Origin of the sequence: Limimaricola pyoseonensis, from assembly GCF_900102015.1 — a bacterium.
GTDB classification, from domain to species: Bacteria; Pseudomonadota; Alphaproteobacteria; order Rhodobacterales; family Rhodobacteraceae; genus Limimaricola; species Limimaricola pyoseonensis.
Window position 1 is genome coordinate 731,212 of the sequence record NZ_FNAT01000002.1, and the last position, 16,361, is coordinate 747,572.

Annotated in this window: 14 protein-coding genes; 3 read left to right on the top strand and 11 right to left on the bottom strand. The window is 70.0% G+C overall.

The genetic code is table 11. The annotated features are described in order from the left end of the window. Position 1 precedes the first annotated feature (1 nt). On the top strand, positions 2 to 1,711 hold the full coding sequence (locus tag BLT43_RS07360) for a chloride channel protein (RefSeq protein WP_423222117.1): 1,710 nt from the start codon (positions 2 to 4) through the stop codon (positions 1,709 to 1,711). Positions 1,712 to 1,737: 26 nt separating this feature from the next. Here the strand turns inward: BLT43_RS07360 and BLT43_RS07365 are convergent, their stop codons facing one another. The 8 genes from BLT43_RS07365 to gatB all read right to left on the bottom strand — a co-directional run bounded on the left by BLT43_RS07365 (position 1,738) and on the right by gatB (position 10,391). After that, on the bottom strand, positions 1,738 to 2,079 hold the full coding sequence (locus tag BLT43_RS07365) for a DUF427 domain-containing protein (RefSeq protein ID WP_090111429.1): 342 nt from the start codon (positions 2,077 to 2,079) through the stop codon (positions 1,738 to 1,740). Between the two features lie 23 nt (positions 2,080 to 2,102). After that, positions 2,103 to 3,923 (bottom strand): aminopeptidase P family protein, encoded by a 1,821-nt coding sequence (locus BLT43_RS07370; RefSeq protein ID WP_090111431.1) that lies wholly within the window; start codon positions 3,921 to 3,923, stop codon positions 2,103 to 2,105. Then, positions 3,923 to 5,794 (bottom strand): cobaltochelatase subunit CobT, encoded by a 1,872-nt coding sequence (cobT, locus tag BLT43_RS07375; RefSeq protein WP_090111433.1) that lies wholly within the window; start codon positions 5,792 to 5,794, stop codon positions 3,923 to 3,925. The genes BLT43_RS07370 and cobT overlap by 1 nt, the downstream gene beginning before the upstream one ends. Positions 5,795 to 5,877: 83 nt before the next feature. Then, positions 5,878 to 6,573: an aspartate/glutamate racemase family protein gene (locus tag BLT43_RS07380; RefSeq protein ID WP_341349835.1), complete on the bottom strand. Its 696-nt coding sequence runs from the start codon at positions 6,571 to 6,573 to the stop codon at positions 5,878 to 5,880. Between the two features lie 4 nt (positions 6,574 to 6,577). Further along, entirely contained in the window at positions 6,578 to 7,567 is a 990-nt protein-coding gene (gene cobS, locus BLT43_RS07385) for a cobaltochelatase subunit CobS (RefSeq protein ID WP_090111435.1), read from the bottom strand. A gap of 135 nt (positions 7,568 to 7,702) precedes the next feature. After that, complete coding sequence (locus BLT43_RS07390; protein WP_090111437.1) at positions 7,703 to 8,338, bottom strand: J domain-containing protein; 636 nt, start codon at positions 8,336 to 8,338, stop codon at positions 7,703 to 7,705. A gap of 114 nt (positions 8,339 to 8,452) precedes the next feature. After that, positions 8,453 to 8,851, bottom strand: coding sequence for a DUF4177 domain-containing protein (locus BLT43_RS07395; RefSeq protein WP_090111439.1), 399 nt, complete (start codon positions 8,849 to 8,851; stop codon positions 8,453 to 8,455). Between the two features lie 19 nt (positions 8,852 to 8,870). Beyond that, the gene (gene gatB / locus BLT43_RS07400) at positions 8,871 to 10,391 is read right to left on the bottom strand and encodes an Asp-tRNA(Asn)/Glu-tRNA(Gln) amidotransferase subunit GatB (protein ID WP_090111441.1); all 1,521 of its coding nucleotides are present in this window, start codon (positions 10,389 to 10,391) and stop codon (positions 8,871 to 8,873) included. Positions 10,392 to 10,623: 232 nt separating this feature from the next. Between gatB and BLT43_RS07405 the strand changes: the two genes are divergently transcribed. Both BLT43_RS07405 and BLT43_RS07410 read left to right on the top strand, forming a co-directional pair. After that, on the top strand, positions 10,624 to 11,259 hold the full coding sequence (locus BLT43_RS07405; protein ID WP_090111443.1) for a lytic transglycosylase domain-containing protein: 636 nt from the start codon (positions 10,624 to 10,626) through the stop codon (positions 11,257 to 11,259). 276 nt (positions 11,260 to 11,535) lie between these two features. Further along, positions 11,536 to 12,141: a transglycosylase SLT domain-containing protein gene (locus tag BLT43_RS07410; protein WP_242652239.1), complete on the top strand. Its 606-nt coding sequence runs from the start codon at positions 11,536 to 11,538 to the stop codon at positions 12,139 to 12,141. Here BLT43_RS07410 and BLT43_RS07415 read toward each other — a convergent pair. The 3 genes from BLT43_RS07415 to pepN form a co-directional block, all read right to left on the bottom strand. Further along, entirely contained in the window at positions 12,138 to 13,007 is an 870-nt protein-coding gene (locus BLT43_RS07415) for a lysophospholipid acyltransferase family protein (RefSeq protein WP_090111446.1), read from the bottom strand. The two genes, BLT43_RS07410 and BLT43_RS07415, sit on opposite strands and share 4 nt — an antisense overlap. 152 nt (positions 13,008 to 13,159) lie before the next feature. Beyond that, on the bottom strand, positions 13,160 to 13,720 hold the full coding sequence (locus BLT43_RS07420) for a type 1 glutamine amidotransferase domain-containing protein (RefSeq protein WP_090111448.1): 561 nt from the start codon (positions 13,718 to 13,720) through the stop codon (positions 13,160 to 13,162). Positions 13,721 to 13,804: 84 nt separating this feature from the next. Then, positions 13,805 to 16,357 (bottom strand): aminopeptidase N, encoded by a 2,553-nt coding sequence (gene pepN / locus BLT43_RS07425; protein ID WP_090111450.1) that lies wholly within the window; start codon positions 16,355 to 16,357, stop codon positions 13,805 to 13,807. Between the last annotated feature and the right edge of the window lie 4 nt (positions 16,358 to 16,361).

Below are 16,361 nucleotides of genomic sequence, written 5' to 3' on the forward strand. Positions count from 1 at the left end.
GATGCTGTCAGGCGAGACGGACCCGGCGGAGCCTGCATCGCGGGAGAAGATCCCCGCACCGGCACGCTGGCGCGCGAAGTGTCGCAGCGCCTGGGCGCTGATCCGCAAGCAGGGCCCGAGCGAGATCCAGTTCTGGTTCATCGCCCTGATGCTGGGCGGGGCGGCCGGGCTGGCCGCGATCGCCTTCCGCGCCGGGATCGAATGGCTGCAGGCGATGCTCTACGACACCGACGACGTGGCGATGCTGCACAGCTTCGCGGCCTCGCTGCCATGGTACTGGCTGGTGGCGGTGCCGGCGCTGGGCGGGCTCACGGTCGGGCTGCTGCTCGACCGCTTCACCGAGGATGCGCGGGTGCGTTCGGTCGCCGAGGTGATCGAGGGCGCGGCGCTGCGCGAGGGGCGGGTCGAGCGCAAGCGCGGGCTCGTCTCGGCGCTGGCCTCGATGATCACCCTCTCGACCGGCGGCTCGACGGGCCGCGAAGGGCCGGTGGTGCATCTCGCCTCGGTCTTTGCCACCTATGTCTCGGGCTGGATCCGCGCCGACGGCATCACCGGGCGCGACCTGCTGGGCTGCGCCGTCGCGGCGGCCGTCTCGGCAAGCTTCAACGCGCCGATCGCCGGGGCGCTCTTCGCGCTCGAGGTGGTGCTGCGGCACTTCGCGGTGCACGCCTTCGCGCCGATCGTCATCGCCTCGGTCGCGGGCACCGTGCTCAGCCGGCTGATCTGGGGCGACGTGACCGAGTTCGTGCTGCCGCAGAAGAGCAACCTCGCCTTCTATGTCGAGCTGCCGGCCTTCCTGCTCCTGGGGCTTCTGTGCGGCCTCGTGGCGGTGGTGCTGATGCGCGCCATCTTCTGGTCCGACGATCTGGCCAACCGGGTGCAGGCGCGCCTCGGCTGGCCGCGCTGGATGCGCCCGACGGTGACGGGCCTGATGCTGGGCGTGATCGCCATCTGGTTCCCGCACATCATCGGCGTCGGTTACGAGACGACCTCGGCGGCGCTGCAGGGCCGGATCGCCTTCGACCTCGCGGTGATCTTCGTCGTGGTCAAGGTGGCGGCGGTGGCGATCACCATGGCCGGGCGGATGGGCGGCGGCGTGTTCTCGCCCTCTCTGATGGTGGGCGCGCTGACCGGGCTCGCCTTCGGCACCATCGCCACCGGCCTCGCCCCGGAGTTCTCGGGCGAGGGCACGCTCTACGCGCTGGCGGGCATGGGCGCGGTCGCCGCCGCCGTGCTCGGCGCGCCGATCTCGACCACGCTGATCGTGTTCGAGCTGACCGGGGACTGGCAGACCGGCCTCGCGGTGATGGTGGCGGTGTCGCTCGCCTCGGCGCTGGCCTCGCGGCTGGTGCACCGGTCGTTCTTCCTCACCCAGCTCGAGCGGCGCGGCGTGCATCTCGCCGCCGGGCCGCAGGCCTGGCTGCTCGGCACGATCCGGGCCGAGACGGTGATGCGCGCGATCGGCGCGCCGCGGGCCGCGCCCGAAGAGGCGCTGCGGCAGATGATGAAGGAGGGGGTGTTCCTGCAGTCCGGAGCGACGCTGGAAGACGCGATGCCGCTGTTCGAGGCGACCGGGGCCAGCTTCATCCCGGTGGTGCGCTTCGGGCGCGACGATGCCGAGCCGGAGCTGTGGGGGGCGCTGTTCCAGGTGGACGCGCTGCGGGCGATGAACCGGGCGCTGTCGCGGATGGCGGCCGAGGAGCATTCCTAGGCCGCCGTTCGGGATGGGGCAGGCGCTCAGACCTGCTCGATCGCGACCTTGTTCTTGTAGAAGGCGAGGCAGTCCTTGATCTGCTCGACCCCGGCCTTCGGCGCCTCGTAGGACCAGACGGCGTCCTCGATCGCACCGCTCTTGGCGATGATGTTGAAGTAGTTCGCATCCCCCTTCCACGGGCAGTGCGAGCGCGTGCTCGACGGCTCGAGGAAGGCCATCGCGATGTCCTCGCGCGGGAAGTAGATCACCGGCGGGTAGTCTCCTTCGATCAGCTCCAGCGCGCGGCTGCTCTCGCCGAGGACGGCGCCCCCGGCGCGCACCACCCAGGTCCCCTCGGCGGGGCGGATCGTGATGTGATCGCTCATGTTCTCGTTGCTCCCTAGGATGGTCACGCGCGCAGCGGGGCGCAGGCGGCCTCGAGCCAGTCCCGCGCCGCGCCGTCGAGACGCGGACCGATCTTGTCGAATGTAGCGGCGTGGTAGGCGTCGATCCAGTCCAGCTCGGCGCGCGACAGCATTTCCGTGACGACAAGCCGGCGGTCGATCGGCACCCAGGTCAGCGTCTCGAAATCGAGCATCTCGCGGTCGTCGGCGCCGGGCAGGGCCGGGGCCTCGCGGGTGACGATCAGGTTCTCGATGCGGATGCCGAAGGCGCCCTCGCGGTAGTAGCCCGGCTCGTTCGACAGGATCATGCCCGGCTCGATCACCGTGCCCGCGCCCTTGGAGATGCGCTGCGGGCCTTCATGCACCGACAGGTAGGCGCCGACGCCGTGGCCGGTGCCGTGATCGTAGTCGAGCCCGGCCAGCCAGAGCGGGTAGCGCGCCAGCGCGTCGAGGTCGCGCCCGGCGAGCCCCTTGGGAAAGCGCGCCCGGCTGAGCGCGATCATGCCCTGCAGCACGCGGGTGTAGCATTCGCGCGCATCCGCGGGCGGCGTGCCGATCGCCATCGTGCGGGTGATGTCGGTCGTGCCGTCGAGATACTGGCCGCCCGAATCGACCAGCAGCAGCTCGCCCGGCTTCACTTCGCGGTCGCTGTCCTCGGTCACGCGGTAATGGGTGATCGCGCCGTTGGGGCCGGCGCCGGCGATGGTCTCGAAGCTGATGCCGCGCAGCTCGCCGGTTTCGCGCCGAAACCCTTCGAGCGCCTTCACCACGCCGATCTCGGTCAGCTTGTGGCCGCCCGAGGCCAGCTTCTCGGCCTCGTCGTCGAGCCAGTGCAGGAAGCGGCAGACGGCGGTGGCGTCGCGCAGATGGGCTGCGCGCGCGCCCGCGATCTCGGCCGCGTTCTTGCGCGCCTTGGGCAGCACGCAGGGGTCCTCGGCCTCGGCGATGGCGATGTCCCAGTCCTTCAGCGTCGTCTCGACGATCGCCGGCGCGGAGTTCGGGTCAACCCGGACCGGGCCGGGCAGCTGCCCCAGCGCGCCGAGGAAGGCGTCGATGTCGAGCACGTCGACCTCCGCGCCGAGATACTCGCGCAGCTCGTCCGCCTTGCCCTTCGGGCAGAACAGCTCGGTGCGGCCGGCGTCGTCGATGATCGCGAAGCTCAGCGGCACCGGGGTCGAGGGCACGTCGTCGCCGCGGATGTTGAGAAGCCATGCGATCGAGTCGGGCAGGGTGAGCACGGCGCAGCGCTGGCCGGCCTCGCGCAGCCTAGCGGCGATCTCGGCGCGCTTCTCGGCATGGCTCTTGCCGGCGAACTCGTCGGGCCAGGCGATGAAGGGCGCGGGCGGCGGGGCCGGGCGGTCCTCCCAGATGGCGTCCACGAGGTTGTCGCAGGGCTTGAGGCCGATCCCCTTGGGGTGCAGCTTGCCGTGCAGCTCGCGGATCTCCTCGGGGGTGTGCAGCCAGGCGTCGTAGCCCACCGTGCCGCCCTCGGGCAGGTTGGCCACCAACCAGTCGGCGAGCCGGGTGCCGGGCCAGTCCACCGCGGTGAACTCGGGCGCGACCTGGGCCTTGATCTGGATCTTGTAGCGGCCGTCGATGAAGACGCCCGCCTTGTCGGCGAGGATCGCGGCGAAGCCGGCCGAGCCGGTGAAGCCGGTGAGCCAGGCGAGCCGCTCGTCGCGGGCGCGGACGTTCTCGCCGCGCCAGGTGTCGCCGCGCGGCACGATCCAGCCGTCGAGCTGCTCCGTGGCCATGCGCTCGCGCAGCTTGGCCAGGCGGGGCGGCCCCTGTTCGGGGCGGGCGGTGGTGGCGAAGTTCTGGTACATCAGGCGACCTTGTTCATTCCGAGGACGCGGGCCCGCTTGCGCGGGTCGGCGTCGAAGAGGGAGGCGAGTTGCTCGGTCATCGCGCCGGCCAGCTGGTCGACGTCGGTGATCGTCACCGCGCGGTCGTAGTAGCGCGTCACGTCGTGGCCGATGCCGATCGCGGTCAGCTCGACCGCCTTGCGCTTCTCGACCATGGCGATGACGTCGCGCAGGTGCTTCTCGAGGTAGTTGGCGGGGTTCACGCTGAGCGTGCTGTCATCCACGGGCGCGCCGTCGGAGATCACCATCAGGACCTTGCGCGCCTCGCGCCGCCCGAGCAGCCGGCGATGCGCCCATTCCAGCGCCTCGCCGTCGATGTTCTCCTTCAGCAGCCCCTCCTTCATCATCAGCCCGAGATTGTCGCGGGTGCGCCGCCAGGGCGCGTCGGCGCGCTTGTAGACGATGTGGCGCAGGTCGTTCAGGCGGCCCGGCATCGCCGGGCGGCCCGCCGCCAGCCAATCCTCGCGCGACTGCCCGCCCTTCCAGGCGCGGGTGGTGAAGCCGAGGATCTCGACCTTGACCTGGCAGCGCTCCAGCGTGCGGGCGAGCACGTCGGCGCAGATCGCGGCGATGGAGATCGGCCGGCCGCGCATCGAGCCGGAATTGTCCAGAAGCAGCGTCACCACCGTGTCGCGGAACTCGGTGTCCTTCTCGACTTTGAAGCTCAGCGGCGTGGTCGGGTTGGCGACGACGCGGGCGAGGCGGCCGGCATCAAGGATGCCCTCCTCGCGGTCGAACTCCCACGACCGGTTCTGCTGCGCCTGCAGGCGGCGCTGCAACTTGTTGGCCAGCCGCGACACCGCGCCCTTCAGCGGGTCGAGCTGCTGGTCGAGATAGGCGCGCAGCCGCTCCAGCTCGGCCGGGTCGGCCAGCTCCTCGGCGCCGATCTCCTCGTCGTGGCGGGTGTCGAACACGGCGTAGTTCGGGTCGGCGTCGGAATGGGCCGGGGGCGGCGGGTCCTGCGGGGCCTCGCCCTCGGGCATCTCCTGTTCCTCGGCCTCCTCGGACTGCTCCTGCTCCTCGGTCGAGACCTGCGCCTGCGACTGGTCCTGCTGCTGGTCCTGGCTCTCCTCGGGCGCGGCGTCGGTGTCGTCCTCGTCCTGCTCGTCCTCGCCGGTCGAATCCGGATCCTGCTGTTCCTCCTCCTCGGCGGCCTCGTCCTCCTGGTCGGGGTCCTCCATGTCGGGGTCGTCGCCGAGCTGGTCGCCGTAGCCGAGATCGCGGATCAGCTCGCGCGCGAAGCGGGCGAAGCTCTTCTGGTCGTGCAGCGCCTCGGTCAGCCCCTCGAGCCGGTCGCCGCCCATCTCCTCGATGAAGCCGCGCCACAGATCCATGACGTTGTCGGCGCCGCGCGGCAGGTCGCGCCCCGTGGCGAGGTGGCGGATCAGGTAGCCCGCGGCCACCGCGAGCGGCGCGTCGGCCTTGTCGCGGATCTGCTCGTAGCCCTTGCGCCGCGCCTCAGAGCCGATCTTGGCGTCGATGTTCTTGGCGGTGCCAGGCATGTGCTTGGCGCCGACCGCCTCGACGCGGGCCGTCTCCATCGCGTCGTAGAGGTCGCGCGCGATCCCGGCCTCGGGCTGGTAGCGGCTGTTGACGGCGGCGTCGTGGTAGCGGTGGCGCAGCGCCAGCGCGTCGGCGGTGCCGCGCGCCAGCAGCACCTCGTCCGGCGTCATCCGGCGGCTGATCTGCGGCAGGCGCACCGAGTCGTGGCTCAGCCCCGGCGGGTCGACGCTGAAGCTGACATTCAGCTCGCGGTCGTCGGCCATGACCTTGGTGGCCTCGGTCAGGGCCTTCTTGAACGGATCGGCGGGGTTGTCTGACGTTGGGCTCATGGGCAGAGGTATTTCACCTGAGGTCGGGGGCGGCAAGGGTCGGGGCGGAGCATAGCACGCCCGGGCCGGGCGTCCGCGCCCCGTCAGGCGTCGAGCGGTCGCGCGCCGGAGGCGAGGTCGGCCAGCAGCGCCACATGCACGTCGAGCGCGTCGATCACCCGGTAGCCCGGCTCCTGGCCGTCGAAGGCGAGGTTGAGGTCCGTTCCGGCGAGGACGATCGCCTCGGCGCCCATCTCCTCGACCATGCGCCGCCCCGCGCCGATCAGGCGTTCGCGCGTCGCGTCGTCGCAGGCCCCGGCGACGGCGAGATCCTGGTAGAGCTGGCCCAGATCCTCGATCTCGTCGTCGAGCGCCACCGCCTCGGTGCGGGCGAGCTGGCCGTAGAGCCTCGTGCGCATCACCACGCGGGTGCCGAGCAGCCCGACGCGAGACAGCCCCTCGCGCGCGAAATGCGCGTCGAGCGGCTCGACCGCCGAGACGAGGGGCAGGGCGGAGATCGCGCGTGTTTCCTCAAAGCAGAAATGCCCGCCGAGCGAGGTGATCGCGGCGCAGTCGGCGCCGGCGGCCTGCAGCCGCTCGATCAGCCGGGCGTAGATCTCGGCCTGGTCCTGCCGCCGGTCGGCGAGGTTGTTGGCGATCAACTCGTGGATGTCGGCCTGCACCACCGTCAGATCCAGCCGCGCCCCGCGGGCGCGCATGGCGTCGCAGAGCCGCTGGTAGTAGACGATGGTGGCGGCCGGGCCGATGCCGCCGATCAGGCCGATATGCAGCCCGGCCATCGGTTCAGCGGGCCGCCGCCGCGCTGACCGCGCTCTCGGGCAGCTCTTCGTCGAAGCAGCGCTGGTAGAACTCGGCCACGGTCTGGCGCTCGAGCTCGTCGCACTTGTTGAGGAAGCTCAGCCGGAAGGCGTAGCCCACGTCGCGGAAGATCTGGGCGTTCTGGGCCCAGTTGATCACGGTGCGCGGGCTCATCACGGTCGAGAGGTCGCCCGCCATGAAGGCGGTGCGGGTGAGGTCGGCCACCGTGACCATCTGGCTCACGGTCTGGCGGCCCTCGGCGGTGTTGTAGTGCGGCGCCTTCGACAGCACGATCGCGGCCTCGGCGTCGTGGCTGAGATAGTTCAGCGTCGAGACCAGCGACCAGCGGTCCATCTGTGCCTGGTTGATCTGCTGGGTGCCGTGGTAGAGGCCGGTGGTGTCGCCCAGGCCGACCGTGTTCGCCGTGGCGAAGAGCCGGAAATAGGGGTTCGGCGTCAGCACCTGGTTCTGGTCCATCAGCGTCAGCTTGCCGTCGGTCTCGAGCACCCGCTGGATCACGAACATCACGTCGGCGCGGCCGGCGTCGTACTCGTCGAAGACGATGGCGCAGGGGTGGCGCAGCGCCCAGGGCAGGATGCCTTCGGCGAACTCGGTGACCTGCTTGCCGTCCTTGAGCTTGATCGCGTCCTTGCCGATCAGGTCGATGCGGCTGATGTGGCTGTCGAGGTTGACGCGCACGCAGGGCCAGTTCAGCCGGGCGGCGACCTGCTCGATATGGGTCGACTTGCCGGTGCCGTGGTAGCCCTGGATCATGACGCGGCGGTTGTAGCCGAAGCCGGCGAGGATCGCGAGCGTGGTGTCGGGGTCGAACTTGTAGGTCGGGTCGATCTCCGGCACCCGGTCCGAACGCTCGGCGAAGCCCTTGACCTTCATGTTGCTGTCGATGCCGAACACCTCGCGGACATCGATCTCCTCGGTCGGGCGGGCGTTCATCTCGGTGCTGGCGTCGGCCATGGAAATCCTTTCGCGTGCGACGGGCGCGGGCCCTCATTTGCGGTCGCGCAAGTGATGGAGCATCGGGCGGCGGGGTTCAAGGGCGGGCCGGGGCGGGCCGAAGGGCGCGCCGACCCCGCCCCCCGGCGCGGGCGGTCAGTTCTTGTCGGGGAAGGAGCGGCTGTCCTTGATCTGGTCCCAGGCCCAGACCACCTCGGCGAGCTGCTCTTCCTGGCTGCGGTCGCCGCCGTTCATGTCGGGATGCAGCACCTTGATCAGCGCCTTGTAGGACTTGCGGATCTCGGCCTTGGACCAGCTGTCCTTGGCGTCGAGGATGTCGAGGGCGCGGCGCTCGGTCGCGGGCAGCTTGCGGCCGGCCTTCTCGCGGCCCGGGTTGCGGGTCGCGTTGTCACCCAGCACCTGGTGGGGGTCGTCGACGCCGAGGCGGGCCCAGGCGCGCTGCTCTTCGCTGCGCTTGCCGAAGGGCTTGGTGGAGCGGCCCCAGACGCGGTCCTTGTCGACCTGGTCGCTGTACTCGGCCTCGGTGGTGCCTTCGAAGAAGTTCCACTTGAGGTTGTACTCGCGCACGTGATCCTTGCAGAACCAGTAGAAATCATCGAGCACGTCAGGCGATTTCGGGGCGCGGTACTTGCCGGCTTCCTCGCAGCCGGGGTGGTCGCAGACCCGCGTCGACGTATCGAAGGCGCCCGACATGCCGCGGCGTCCGCGCGGGTTCTTCTTCTTCGAGGCCGACACCGAGATGTCGAAGCCGAAGGGGTCGTTCTTTGCCATGAGCTCTGCCTCATCCTTTCGAGTCGGACGCGGCAGTTTAATCCAAGACGCCAGAGATTGAAGGGTTGCGGGGCAATTTTTACCACCCCGGCGGCCGACCGCCGGGGCGCGGGATCACGCGTCGCCGTCGCCGCCGGCGGGGGAGGCGGGGCGGTCGGGGATGTCCTGCCGCGCCCGAGGGCCGGGGCCGGAGGGCGCGGCGGGGCGGGCGTCGCGGCTGGCGGTGAGCCCGCCGGGCGCCGGGGCGCCCACCTCCTGCACCGTCGTCGCGGCCGCGCCGGGCAGGGGCCGGCGGAACACCAGCACGCTGTGATAGACCGTGCTGCTTCGGCCGAGGCCGCGCCGCTCCTCGCAGGGCAGGGTCTCGGCGCGCAGGTATTCCCAGCCCTTGGCGCCGTGCTCGGTGAGCGCGGCCTCGAGCGTGCGGGCGAAGCGATCCTCGGGCGTCTTCAGCCCGCGTTCCTTCTGGCCGCGGCGCGGGGCGGGGACGATCTTGTATTCGTAGGAGGTCATGGCGCGTTCCCCTCGCGGTTCAGAGGCCGAGCTTGCCGGTCACGATCTGGTTCACCGCCGCCGGGTTGGCCTTGCCGCCGGTGGCCTTCATCACCTGGCCCACGAACCAGCCCGCGAGCTTCGGGTTCTGCTTGGCCTTCTCGACCTGCGCGGGGTTGGCGGCGATGATCTCGTCCACCGCGGCCTCGATGGCGCCGGTGTCGGTGACCTGCTTCATGCCGCGCTCCTCGACGATCTTCGCCGGCTCGCCGCCCTCGGTGTAGACGATCTCGAACAGCTCCTTGGCGATCTTGCCCGAGATGTCGCCCTTCGAGATCAGCGCCACGACCTCGCCCAGCTGCGCCGGGCTCACCGGGCTCGCCTCGATGCCGAGGTCGTCCTTCTTGAGCCGGCCGAACAGCTCGTTGATCACCCAGTTCGCGGCGAGCTTGCCATCCTTGGCCTCGACGTGGTTGACCACCGCCTCGAAGTAGATCGCGTTGGCGAGCTCGGCCGTCAGCACGCCCGCATCGTAGTCCGACAGGCCGAAATCGGCCATGAAGCGGGCCTTCTTCTGGTCCGGCAGCTCGGGCAGATGCGCCTTGATGTCGTCGACCCAGGCCTGCTCGATCTCCAAGGGCAGCAGGTCGGGATCGGGGAAGTAGCGGTAGTCATGCGCCTCTTCCTTGGAGCGCATCGACCGGGTCTCGCCCTTGTCGGGGTCGTAGAGGCGGGTTTCCTGCACGATGCTGCCGCCATCCTCGAGGATCGCGATCTGGCGGCGCGCCTCGAACTCGATCGCCTGTTGGATGAAGCGCATCGAGTTCATGTTCTTGATCTCGCAGCGCGTGCCGAGATGGCCGAAATCCTGCGTCTCCTGGTACTTCTCGTAGTCGCCGGGGCGGCAGACCGAGACGTTGACGTCGGCGCGCAGGTTGCCGTTCTGCATGTTGCCGTCGCAGGTGCCGAGATAGCGCATGATCTGGCGCAGCTTGCCGACATAGGCGGCCGCTTCCTCGGGGCCGCGGATATCGGGGCGCGAGACGATCTCCATCAGCGCCACGCCGGTGCGGTTGAGATCGACGAAGGACATCGCCGGGTCCATGTCGTGGATCGACTTGCCGGCGTCCTGCTCGAGATGGATGCGCTCGATCCGGACGCGGCGGGCGACGCCCGGCGCCATCTCGACGATCACTTCGCCCTCGCCGACGATCGGGTGGTAGAGCTGGCTGATCTGGTAGCCCTGCGGCAGGTCGGGGTAGAAGTAGTTCTTGCGGTCGAAGGCCGAGCGCAGGTTGATCTCGGCCTTGAGACCGAGCCCGGTGCGCACCGCCTGCGCCACGCAGCCCTCGTTGATCACCGGCAGCATGCCGGGCATGCCCGCGTCGACGAAGGCGACGTTTGAGTTCGGCTCGGCGCCGAACTCGGTCGAGGCGCCGGAGAAGAGCTTGGCGCGGGTCGAGACCTGGGCATGCACCTCGAGGCCGATCACCAGCTCCCACTCCTCCTTGGCGCCCTGGATCACCTTGGGGGCGGGGGCCTCGAATGTCAGGTCCAGCATCTGAGCCTCTCCTTGCAACTGTCGGCGCCTGATTAGGCGCAGACGGCCCGGCCTTCAAGGGTGACGGGGCAGGGGCATGAGCGGGCGGAGGGCGGTTCGACCGGCGGATTTCCCGCAGGCGGCTGGGCGGGGTTCCGCCCAAATCAGGGGCTTGGCCATCGCGGACTCGACAGGCCCCCGCGCGGGCGCACAGATCGGCGCCAGTTGCTGCCACAACGAACCGAGACAAGACATGTTCCCCAAAACCGTGACCGCGCGTCTGCGCCGCCGAGTGCTGCCCTTCGTCGTGCTCGGTCTCGCCGCCGCCTGCGCCGAGATCCCCGAACCCGAAGCCGCCGTCACCGCCCCGCCGCCGCTGCCGGTCATGGCCTGGGACCACCGCCCCGAAAGCGCTGAATGGACCGACGCCACGCTCAAGGCGCTGCGCTCGCACGGCGCGCCGCTGCTGACCGAGGTGCCAGTCGACATCGGCGACTGGTGCCCGGGCTACGCCGAAGCCAGCCAGGAAGAGCGCGCGGCCTTCTGGGCCGGGATGTTCTCGGCGCTGGCCAAGCACGAGAGCACCTGGAACCCCGCCGCGGTGGGCGGCGGCGGTCGCTGGTTCGGCCTCGTGCAGATCGCGCCGGCCACCGCGCGCAGCTATGGCTGCGCGGCCGGCAGCGGCTCGGCGCTGCAGGACGGCGTCGCCAACCTCTCCTGCGCGGTGCGGATCGCGGCGCGCACGGTGCTGCGCGACAACGCGGTTTCGGCCGGGATGCGCGGCCTCGCCGCCGATTGGGGCCCGTTCCACAGCTCGCGCAAGCGCGAGGAGATGCGGCAATGGACCCGCAGCCAGTCCTACTGCCAGCCCGGCGCGGCCGAGAGCTGAGACATGGCTGTCACGCGCGCGACACAGGCCGTGGCCCGGATGCGACGACCACGGGGCAGGCATGTCTTTTGGCGTTGCATCGTGTCCGGGGCACGGTGCAGGTATCGGCCCATGCTCGTGGCATGGTTCCTGGGGGGTTCCGTCGCCGTGATGCCGGGTCTGGCGGTCTCTGCCGAGCCGCCGGGCCCGGCTGCAGTCCAAGTCACTGAAAGCTCTGACTTTTCCGATCGGTCGGCCATCAAGGTCGGGACGGTCGGGGACACCGCGCCTACGCGCGTGCCGCGCCCGCCGGCGCGCGACCCGTTCCTGCCCGAGGCGCGCTGGGACCACCGACCCGGCGCGGGCATGTGGACGCGGGGGCTGCTGGCCGCGCTGAACGGCCCGGCCGCGCCGCTGGCCGAAACCTTGCCGCAGGACATCTCGGACTGGTGCCCGGCCTATGCCCAGAACCCGCCGAAGCTGCGCCGCGCCTTCTGGGTCGGCGTGATGTCGGCGCTGGCGCGGCACGAAAGCCGGCACCGCCCCGAGGCGGTGGGCGGCGGCGGGCTCTATCACGGTCTCTTGCAGATCCTGCCCGGCACCGCGCGCGGCTATGGCTGCATGGCCAAGGACGGCGCTTCGTTGCGCGACCCGGTCCGCAACCTGTCCTGCGCGGCGCGGATCATGGCCCGCACGGTGACGCGCGACGGCGCCGTGGCGCTGAAGGACGGCCGCCGCGCCGGGATCGCCGCCGATTGGGGTCCGATGACCAAATCCTCGATGCGGGCCGAGATGGCCGCATGGACACGCGAGCAGAGCTACTGCGCGCTGGGCCCGGTGCTGGTCTCGCCGCGCCCCAAGGCGCGGCCCGAACGGGTGGTGGAGCGGATCGCCGCGCTCTAGGCGCGACTGCGCAGCAGCATCGGCCGGCGGGTCGAGCGCACGAGGCTCACCGTCGGCGCGTCGCGCCCGCCCAGCGCCAGCGTCGCCTTCTTCAGCATCTCGATCCCGCCCTCCGACGAGGCGGGCAGCGAGGCGGGCGAGATCTCCTCGCCGATCGAGACCACGTAGGGCTGGCGATCCTTGTTCAGCATCTCGTGGAACAGGGTGATGTCGCGCAGCGTCGGGTGGATCAGGTCGAACAGGTAGAACAGCGCCGAGTTGCGGGCGCGGATGTTCACCGGGATGACCGGCAGGTCGAACTTGCGCGCCAGCATCGCGGCCGAGGGCATCCAGGGCCGTTCGTGCAGCCGCAGCCCGCGGCGCTTGGCCAGCCGGCCCGAGGGGAAGATGACGCCGAGACGCCCGTCCTTCACCGCCTGCCGGGTCAGGTCCATCGTCATCTTGGTCTTGGCGTGGCTGCGCTTTTCCTTGCGCCACTCGACCGGGATGATCAGGTCCTCCATCTGCGGCAGCACCCGCAGGATGTCGCCATTGGCATAGATGAAGAGATCCGGCCGGATCGACTTGAGCACGTGGTAGAGCATGATCCCGTCGGCGATGCCGGTCGGGTGGTTGGCCACGATCAGCGCCGGGCCGTGGCGCGGCACGTGGTCGAGCCCGGTCACGGTGAGATGCTTGGCCAGCATGTCGCCCATCTCGCCCATGATGCGGGCGGTCGGCTCGTCCTGCAGGCGCGTGCCGATCGACACCGTGCGGTCATAGGAGAGGGCGAGGTGGAGAAGACCGCGCAGAGGGCGGATCAGGGGTGACTGCCGGAACATCCATGGCGCACGCTCGGCAATCAGCGGGTCTATGCGGTCTTTCATGAGATCTTAAGAACCATTCCCATGCGGCAGTTCCGTGACGTTTGCTCGATTGCCGCCGTTTTGGCAATGGTAGCGGCCCGAAGCGCCCGGCAAGGGCAAGACCCCGCCGGGTGCCGGGCGGGCGCGGCGCAGGTCCGCCGCGCCCCTGTCGGTCACGCGGCCTGGCGCGGATGCTTGCCCTCGCGCACCTCCTCGATGATCTTCGACACGAAGGCGTCGAGATCGTCGGGATTGCGGCTGGTGATGATGCCGTTGTCGATGGCGACCTGCTTGTCGACGACGTTCGCGCCGGCGTTCTTCAGGTCGGTGCGGATCGAGGGGTAGGAGGTCATCTCGCGCCCCCGCACCACGTCGGCCTCGATCAGCATCCACGGGCCATGGCAGATCGCGGCGACGATCTTGCCGGCCCGGGTGAACTCCTTCACGAGGCTGATCGCCTCGGTCTTGGTGCGCAGAATGTCGGGGTTGATCTGGCCGCCCGGCAGCACCAGCGCGTGGTAGTCGTCGAGCTTGGCGTCAGAGATCTTCAGGTCGACATCGGCCTTCGGGCCCCAGTCGGTCTCGTCCCAGCTCTTGATCGCGTCGCCGTCGGGGCTTGCGACATGCACGGTCGCGCCGGCCTCGCGCAGCTTGTCGCGCGGCACCTCGAGCTCGGACTTCTCGAAACCGTCGGTGGCGATGATCAGGATCTTGGCGTCGGTGATGTCGGTCATATCCGTCTCCTTGCGGTTCGGGTGTTCGAGGCCCAAACCGCAAGGAGGGGGATGGCGTTCCGCGGCGGAGTGCCGCGGGGCCGGTCAGTCGGCCAGCATCCGCCCGACCATCTCCGAGGTGTCGCGGCTCAGCCCCTCGGTCCCGGCGATCCGCTCCAGCTCGGCGCGGATCAGGCCCTGCCGGGTCTCGTCGTAGCGCTTCCAGGTCGAGAAGGCCTGCGTCATCCGGGCGGTGGTCTGCGGATTCAGCGGGTCGAGCTTCAAAAGCCAGTCCGCCAGCAGCCGGTAGCCCGCACCCGACGGGTGATGGAAGCCCGCCGCGTTGCCCGCAAGCGCCCCGAACACCGCGCGGAAGCGGTTGGGGTTCTTCCACTCGAAGGCCGAATGCCGGGTCAGCGCCTCTGCGGTCGCGGCCGCCCGCTCGGGCGTGGCGCGCGCTACCTGCAGGCCGAACCACTTGTTCATCACCAGCCGCTCGTGGCTCCACTGGTCCTCGAACGCCTTGAGTTCGGCCGCGCCCTCCTCGATCGACAGCAGCGCCGAGAGCGCGGCGATCTGCTGGGTCATGTTGTCGGCTGCGCGGAACTGCGCGCGCGCCCGGTCGCCGCCCTCGGTGAGCGACAGCAGCGACAGCGCGGCGTTGGTCAGCGCCCGGCGTCCGGCATCCTCGGCCTCGGGGCTGTAGGGGCCATCGATCTGATGCGTCTCGTAGAGCCGGCCCAGCACGTCGCCCAGCCGCTCGGCCACCGCCCGGCGCAGCGCCTCGCGCGCCTCGAAGATCGCGGTCGGGTCGGGCGCGCGGCCGGTCTCGAAGATCGCCTGCGCCAACTCGTCCTCGCCGGGCAGCGCGAGAAGTTGCGCCCGGAAGGCCGGGTCGAGCCCCTCGTCGGCGATGCCGCGGCCCAGCGCGTCGATGTAGTCGGCATCGGGCCCCGCGCCGTCGAGCACCATCGCCATCAGCCCGTCGCGGGCGAGGTCGCGGCCGGCCTCCCACTTGTTGAACGGGTCGGTGTCATGGGCGAGCAGGAAGGCGCGCTCCTCCTTCGACTGCTGCCGCTTGAGGATCACCGGCGCCGAGAAGCCGCGCAGCAGCGAGGGCACGGGGCGGGCCGAGAGCGTCTCGAAATGGAAGCTCTGCTCGGCCTCGGTCAGCTCCAGCACGGTGGTCGGCACCACCTCGTCGCCATTGGGGTTGAGCAGCCCGACCGCGACCGGGATCACCTGCGGCGCCTTGTCGGGCTGGCCGGGGGTGGCGGGCGTCTCCTGGCGCAGCGTCAGCGTGTAGCGCCCGTCGGCCCAGTCCTCGGTCACGTGCACGCGCGGCGTGCCGGCCTGGCTGTACCAGCGGCCGAACTGCGACAGGTCGCGCCCGGTGGCATCCTCGAAGGCCCTGAGCCAGTCCTCGATGGTCACGGCCTGCCCGTCATGCCGGTCGAAATAGAGGTCGAGCGCCTTGCGGTAGCCCTCCTCGCCGACCAGCCGGCGCAGCATGCCGACGATCTCGGCGCCCTTCTCGTAGACGGTGACGGTGTAGAAGTTGTTGATCTCGACGAAGCTCTCGGGCCGCACCGGGTGGGCGAGCGGGCCGTTGTCCTCGCGGAACTGCATCGCGCGCAGGGTCATCGCGTCGTCGATCCGCTTGACCGCGTGGGAGCGCATGTCGCCGGTGAACTGCTGGTCGCGGAACACCGTGAGGCCTTCCTTGAGGCAAAGCTGGAACCAGTCGCGGCAGGTGATGCGGTTGCCGGTCCAGTTGTGGAAGTACTCATGCGCGATGATCGCCTCGATCCGCTCGAAATCGGCGTCGGTGGCGGTCTCGGGCGAGGCCAGCACGGCGGAGGAGTTGAAGATGTTCAGCCCCTTGTTCTCCATCGCGCCCATGTTGAAGTCGTCGACCGCGACGATGTTGAACACGTCGAGATCGTATTCGCGGCCATAGACTTCCTCGTCCCAGCGCATCGACTTCTTCAGCGCCTCCATGCCGAATGCGCATTTGTCGATGTCGGCCTCGCGCACCCAGAGGTTCAGCTCGACCTCGCGGCCCGAGCGGGTGGTGAAGCGGTCGGAATGGGCGACGAGTTCGCCAGCCACCAGCGCGAAGAGATAGGCGGGCTTGGGCCAGGGGTCGTGCCACTCGGCGAAGCCGTCGCCGCGCTCGCCCGGGTTGCCGTTCGACAAAAGCACCGGCAGGTCGCTCTCGACGCGCACGTGGAACGGCGCCATCACGTCGGGCCGGTCGGGGTAGAAGGTGATCTTGCGGAAGCCCTCGGCCTCGCACTGGGTGCAGTACATGCCGTTCGAGCGGTAGAGCCCCTCGAGCGCGGTGTTGTGCTCGGGGTCGATCTCGACCTCGGCGGCGAAGGTGAAGGCCGCGTCGGGCGCGTCGAGCTTCAGCCCGCCCTCGACAAGCTCGGGCTCGACCGGCGTGCCGTCGATGCTGGCCGAGATCAGCTTCAGCTGCTCGCCATGCAGGAAGAAGTCGCGCGAGGCGGCGTCGGGGTTGGGACGGAAGCGGATCTCCGACAGCACCCGCGTCGTCTCGGGCGCGAGGCGGAAGGTCAGCTTCACCTCGTCCACCAGGTAGGCGGGCGGCTGGTAGTCCTTCAGGTAGACGGTGCGGGGGTCGTGCTGGGTCATGCTG

Coding starts and splice junctions, on each gene's coding strand:
- BLT43_RS07395 (WP_090111439.1), bottom strand. CDS start 8,851: ATGACCTCCTACGAATACAAGATCGTCCCCGCCCCGCGCCGCGGCCAG.
- BLT43_RS07360 (WP_423222117.1), top strand. CDS start 2: ATGCTGTCAGGCGAGACGGACCCGGCGGAGCCTGCATCGCGGGAGAAG.
- gatB (WP_090111441.1), bottom strand. CDS start 10,391: ATGCTGGACCTGACATTCGAGGCCCCCGCCCCCAAGGTGATCCAGGGC.
- BLT43_RS07390 (WP_090111437.1), bottom strand. CDS start 8,338: ATGGCAAAGAACGACCCCTTCGGCTTCGACATCTCGGTGTCGGCCTCG.
- BLT43_RS07380 (WP_341349835.1), bottom strand. CDS start 6,573: ATGGCCGGGCTGCATATCGGCCTGATCGGCGGCATCGGCCCGGCCGCC.
- cobT (WP_090111433.1), bottom strand. CDS start 5,794: ATGAGCCCAACGTCAGACAACCCCGCCGATCCGTTCAAGAAGGCCCTG.
- BLT43_RS07415 (WP_090111446.1), bottom strand. CDS start 13,007: ATGAAAGACCGCATAGACCCGCTGATTGCCGAGCGTGCGCCATGGATG.
- cobS (WP_090111435.1), bottom strand. CDS start 7,567: ATGGCCGACGCCAGCACCGAGATGAACGCCCGCCCGACCGAGGAGATC.
- BLT43_RS07365 (WP_090111429.1), bottom strand. CDS start 2,079: ATGAGCGATCACATCACGATCCGCCCCGCCGAGGGGACCTGGGTGGTG.
- BLT43_RS07405 (WP_090111443.1), top strand. CDS start 10,624: ATGTTCCCCAAAACCGTGACCGCGCGTCTGCGCCGCCGAGTGCTGCCC.
- BLT43_RS07370 (WP_090111431.1), bottom strand. CDS start 3,923: ATGTACCAGAACTTCGCCACCACCGCCCGCCCCGAACAGGGGCCGCCC.
- BLT43_RS07420 (WP_090111448.1), bottom strand. CDS start 13,720: ATGACCGACATCACCGACGCCAAGATCCTGATCATCGCCACCGACGGT.
- pepN (WP_090111450.1), bottom strand. CDS start 16,357: ATGACCCAGCACGACCCCCGCACCGTCTACCTGAAGGACTACCAGCCG.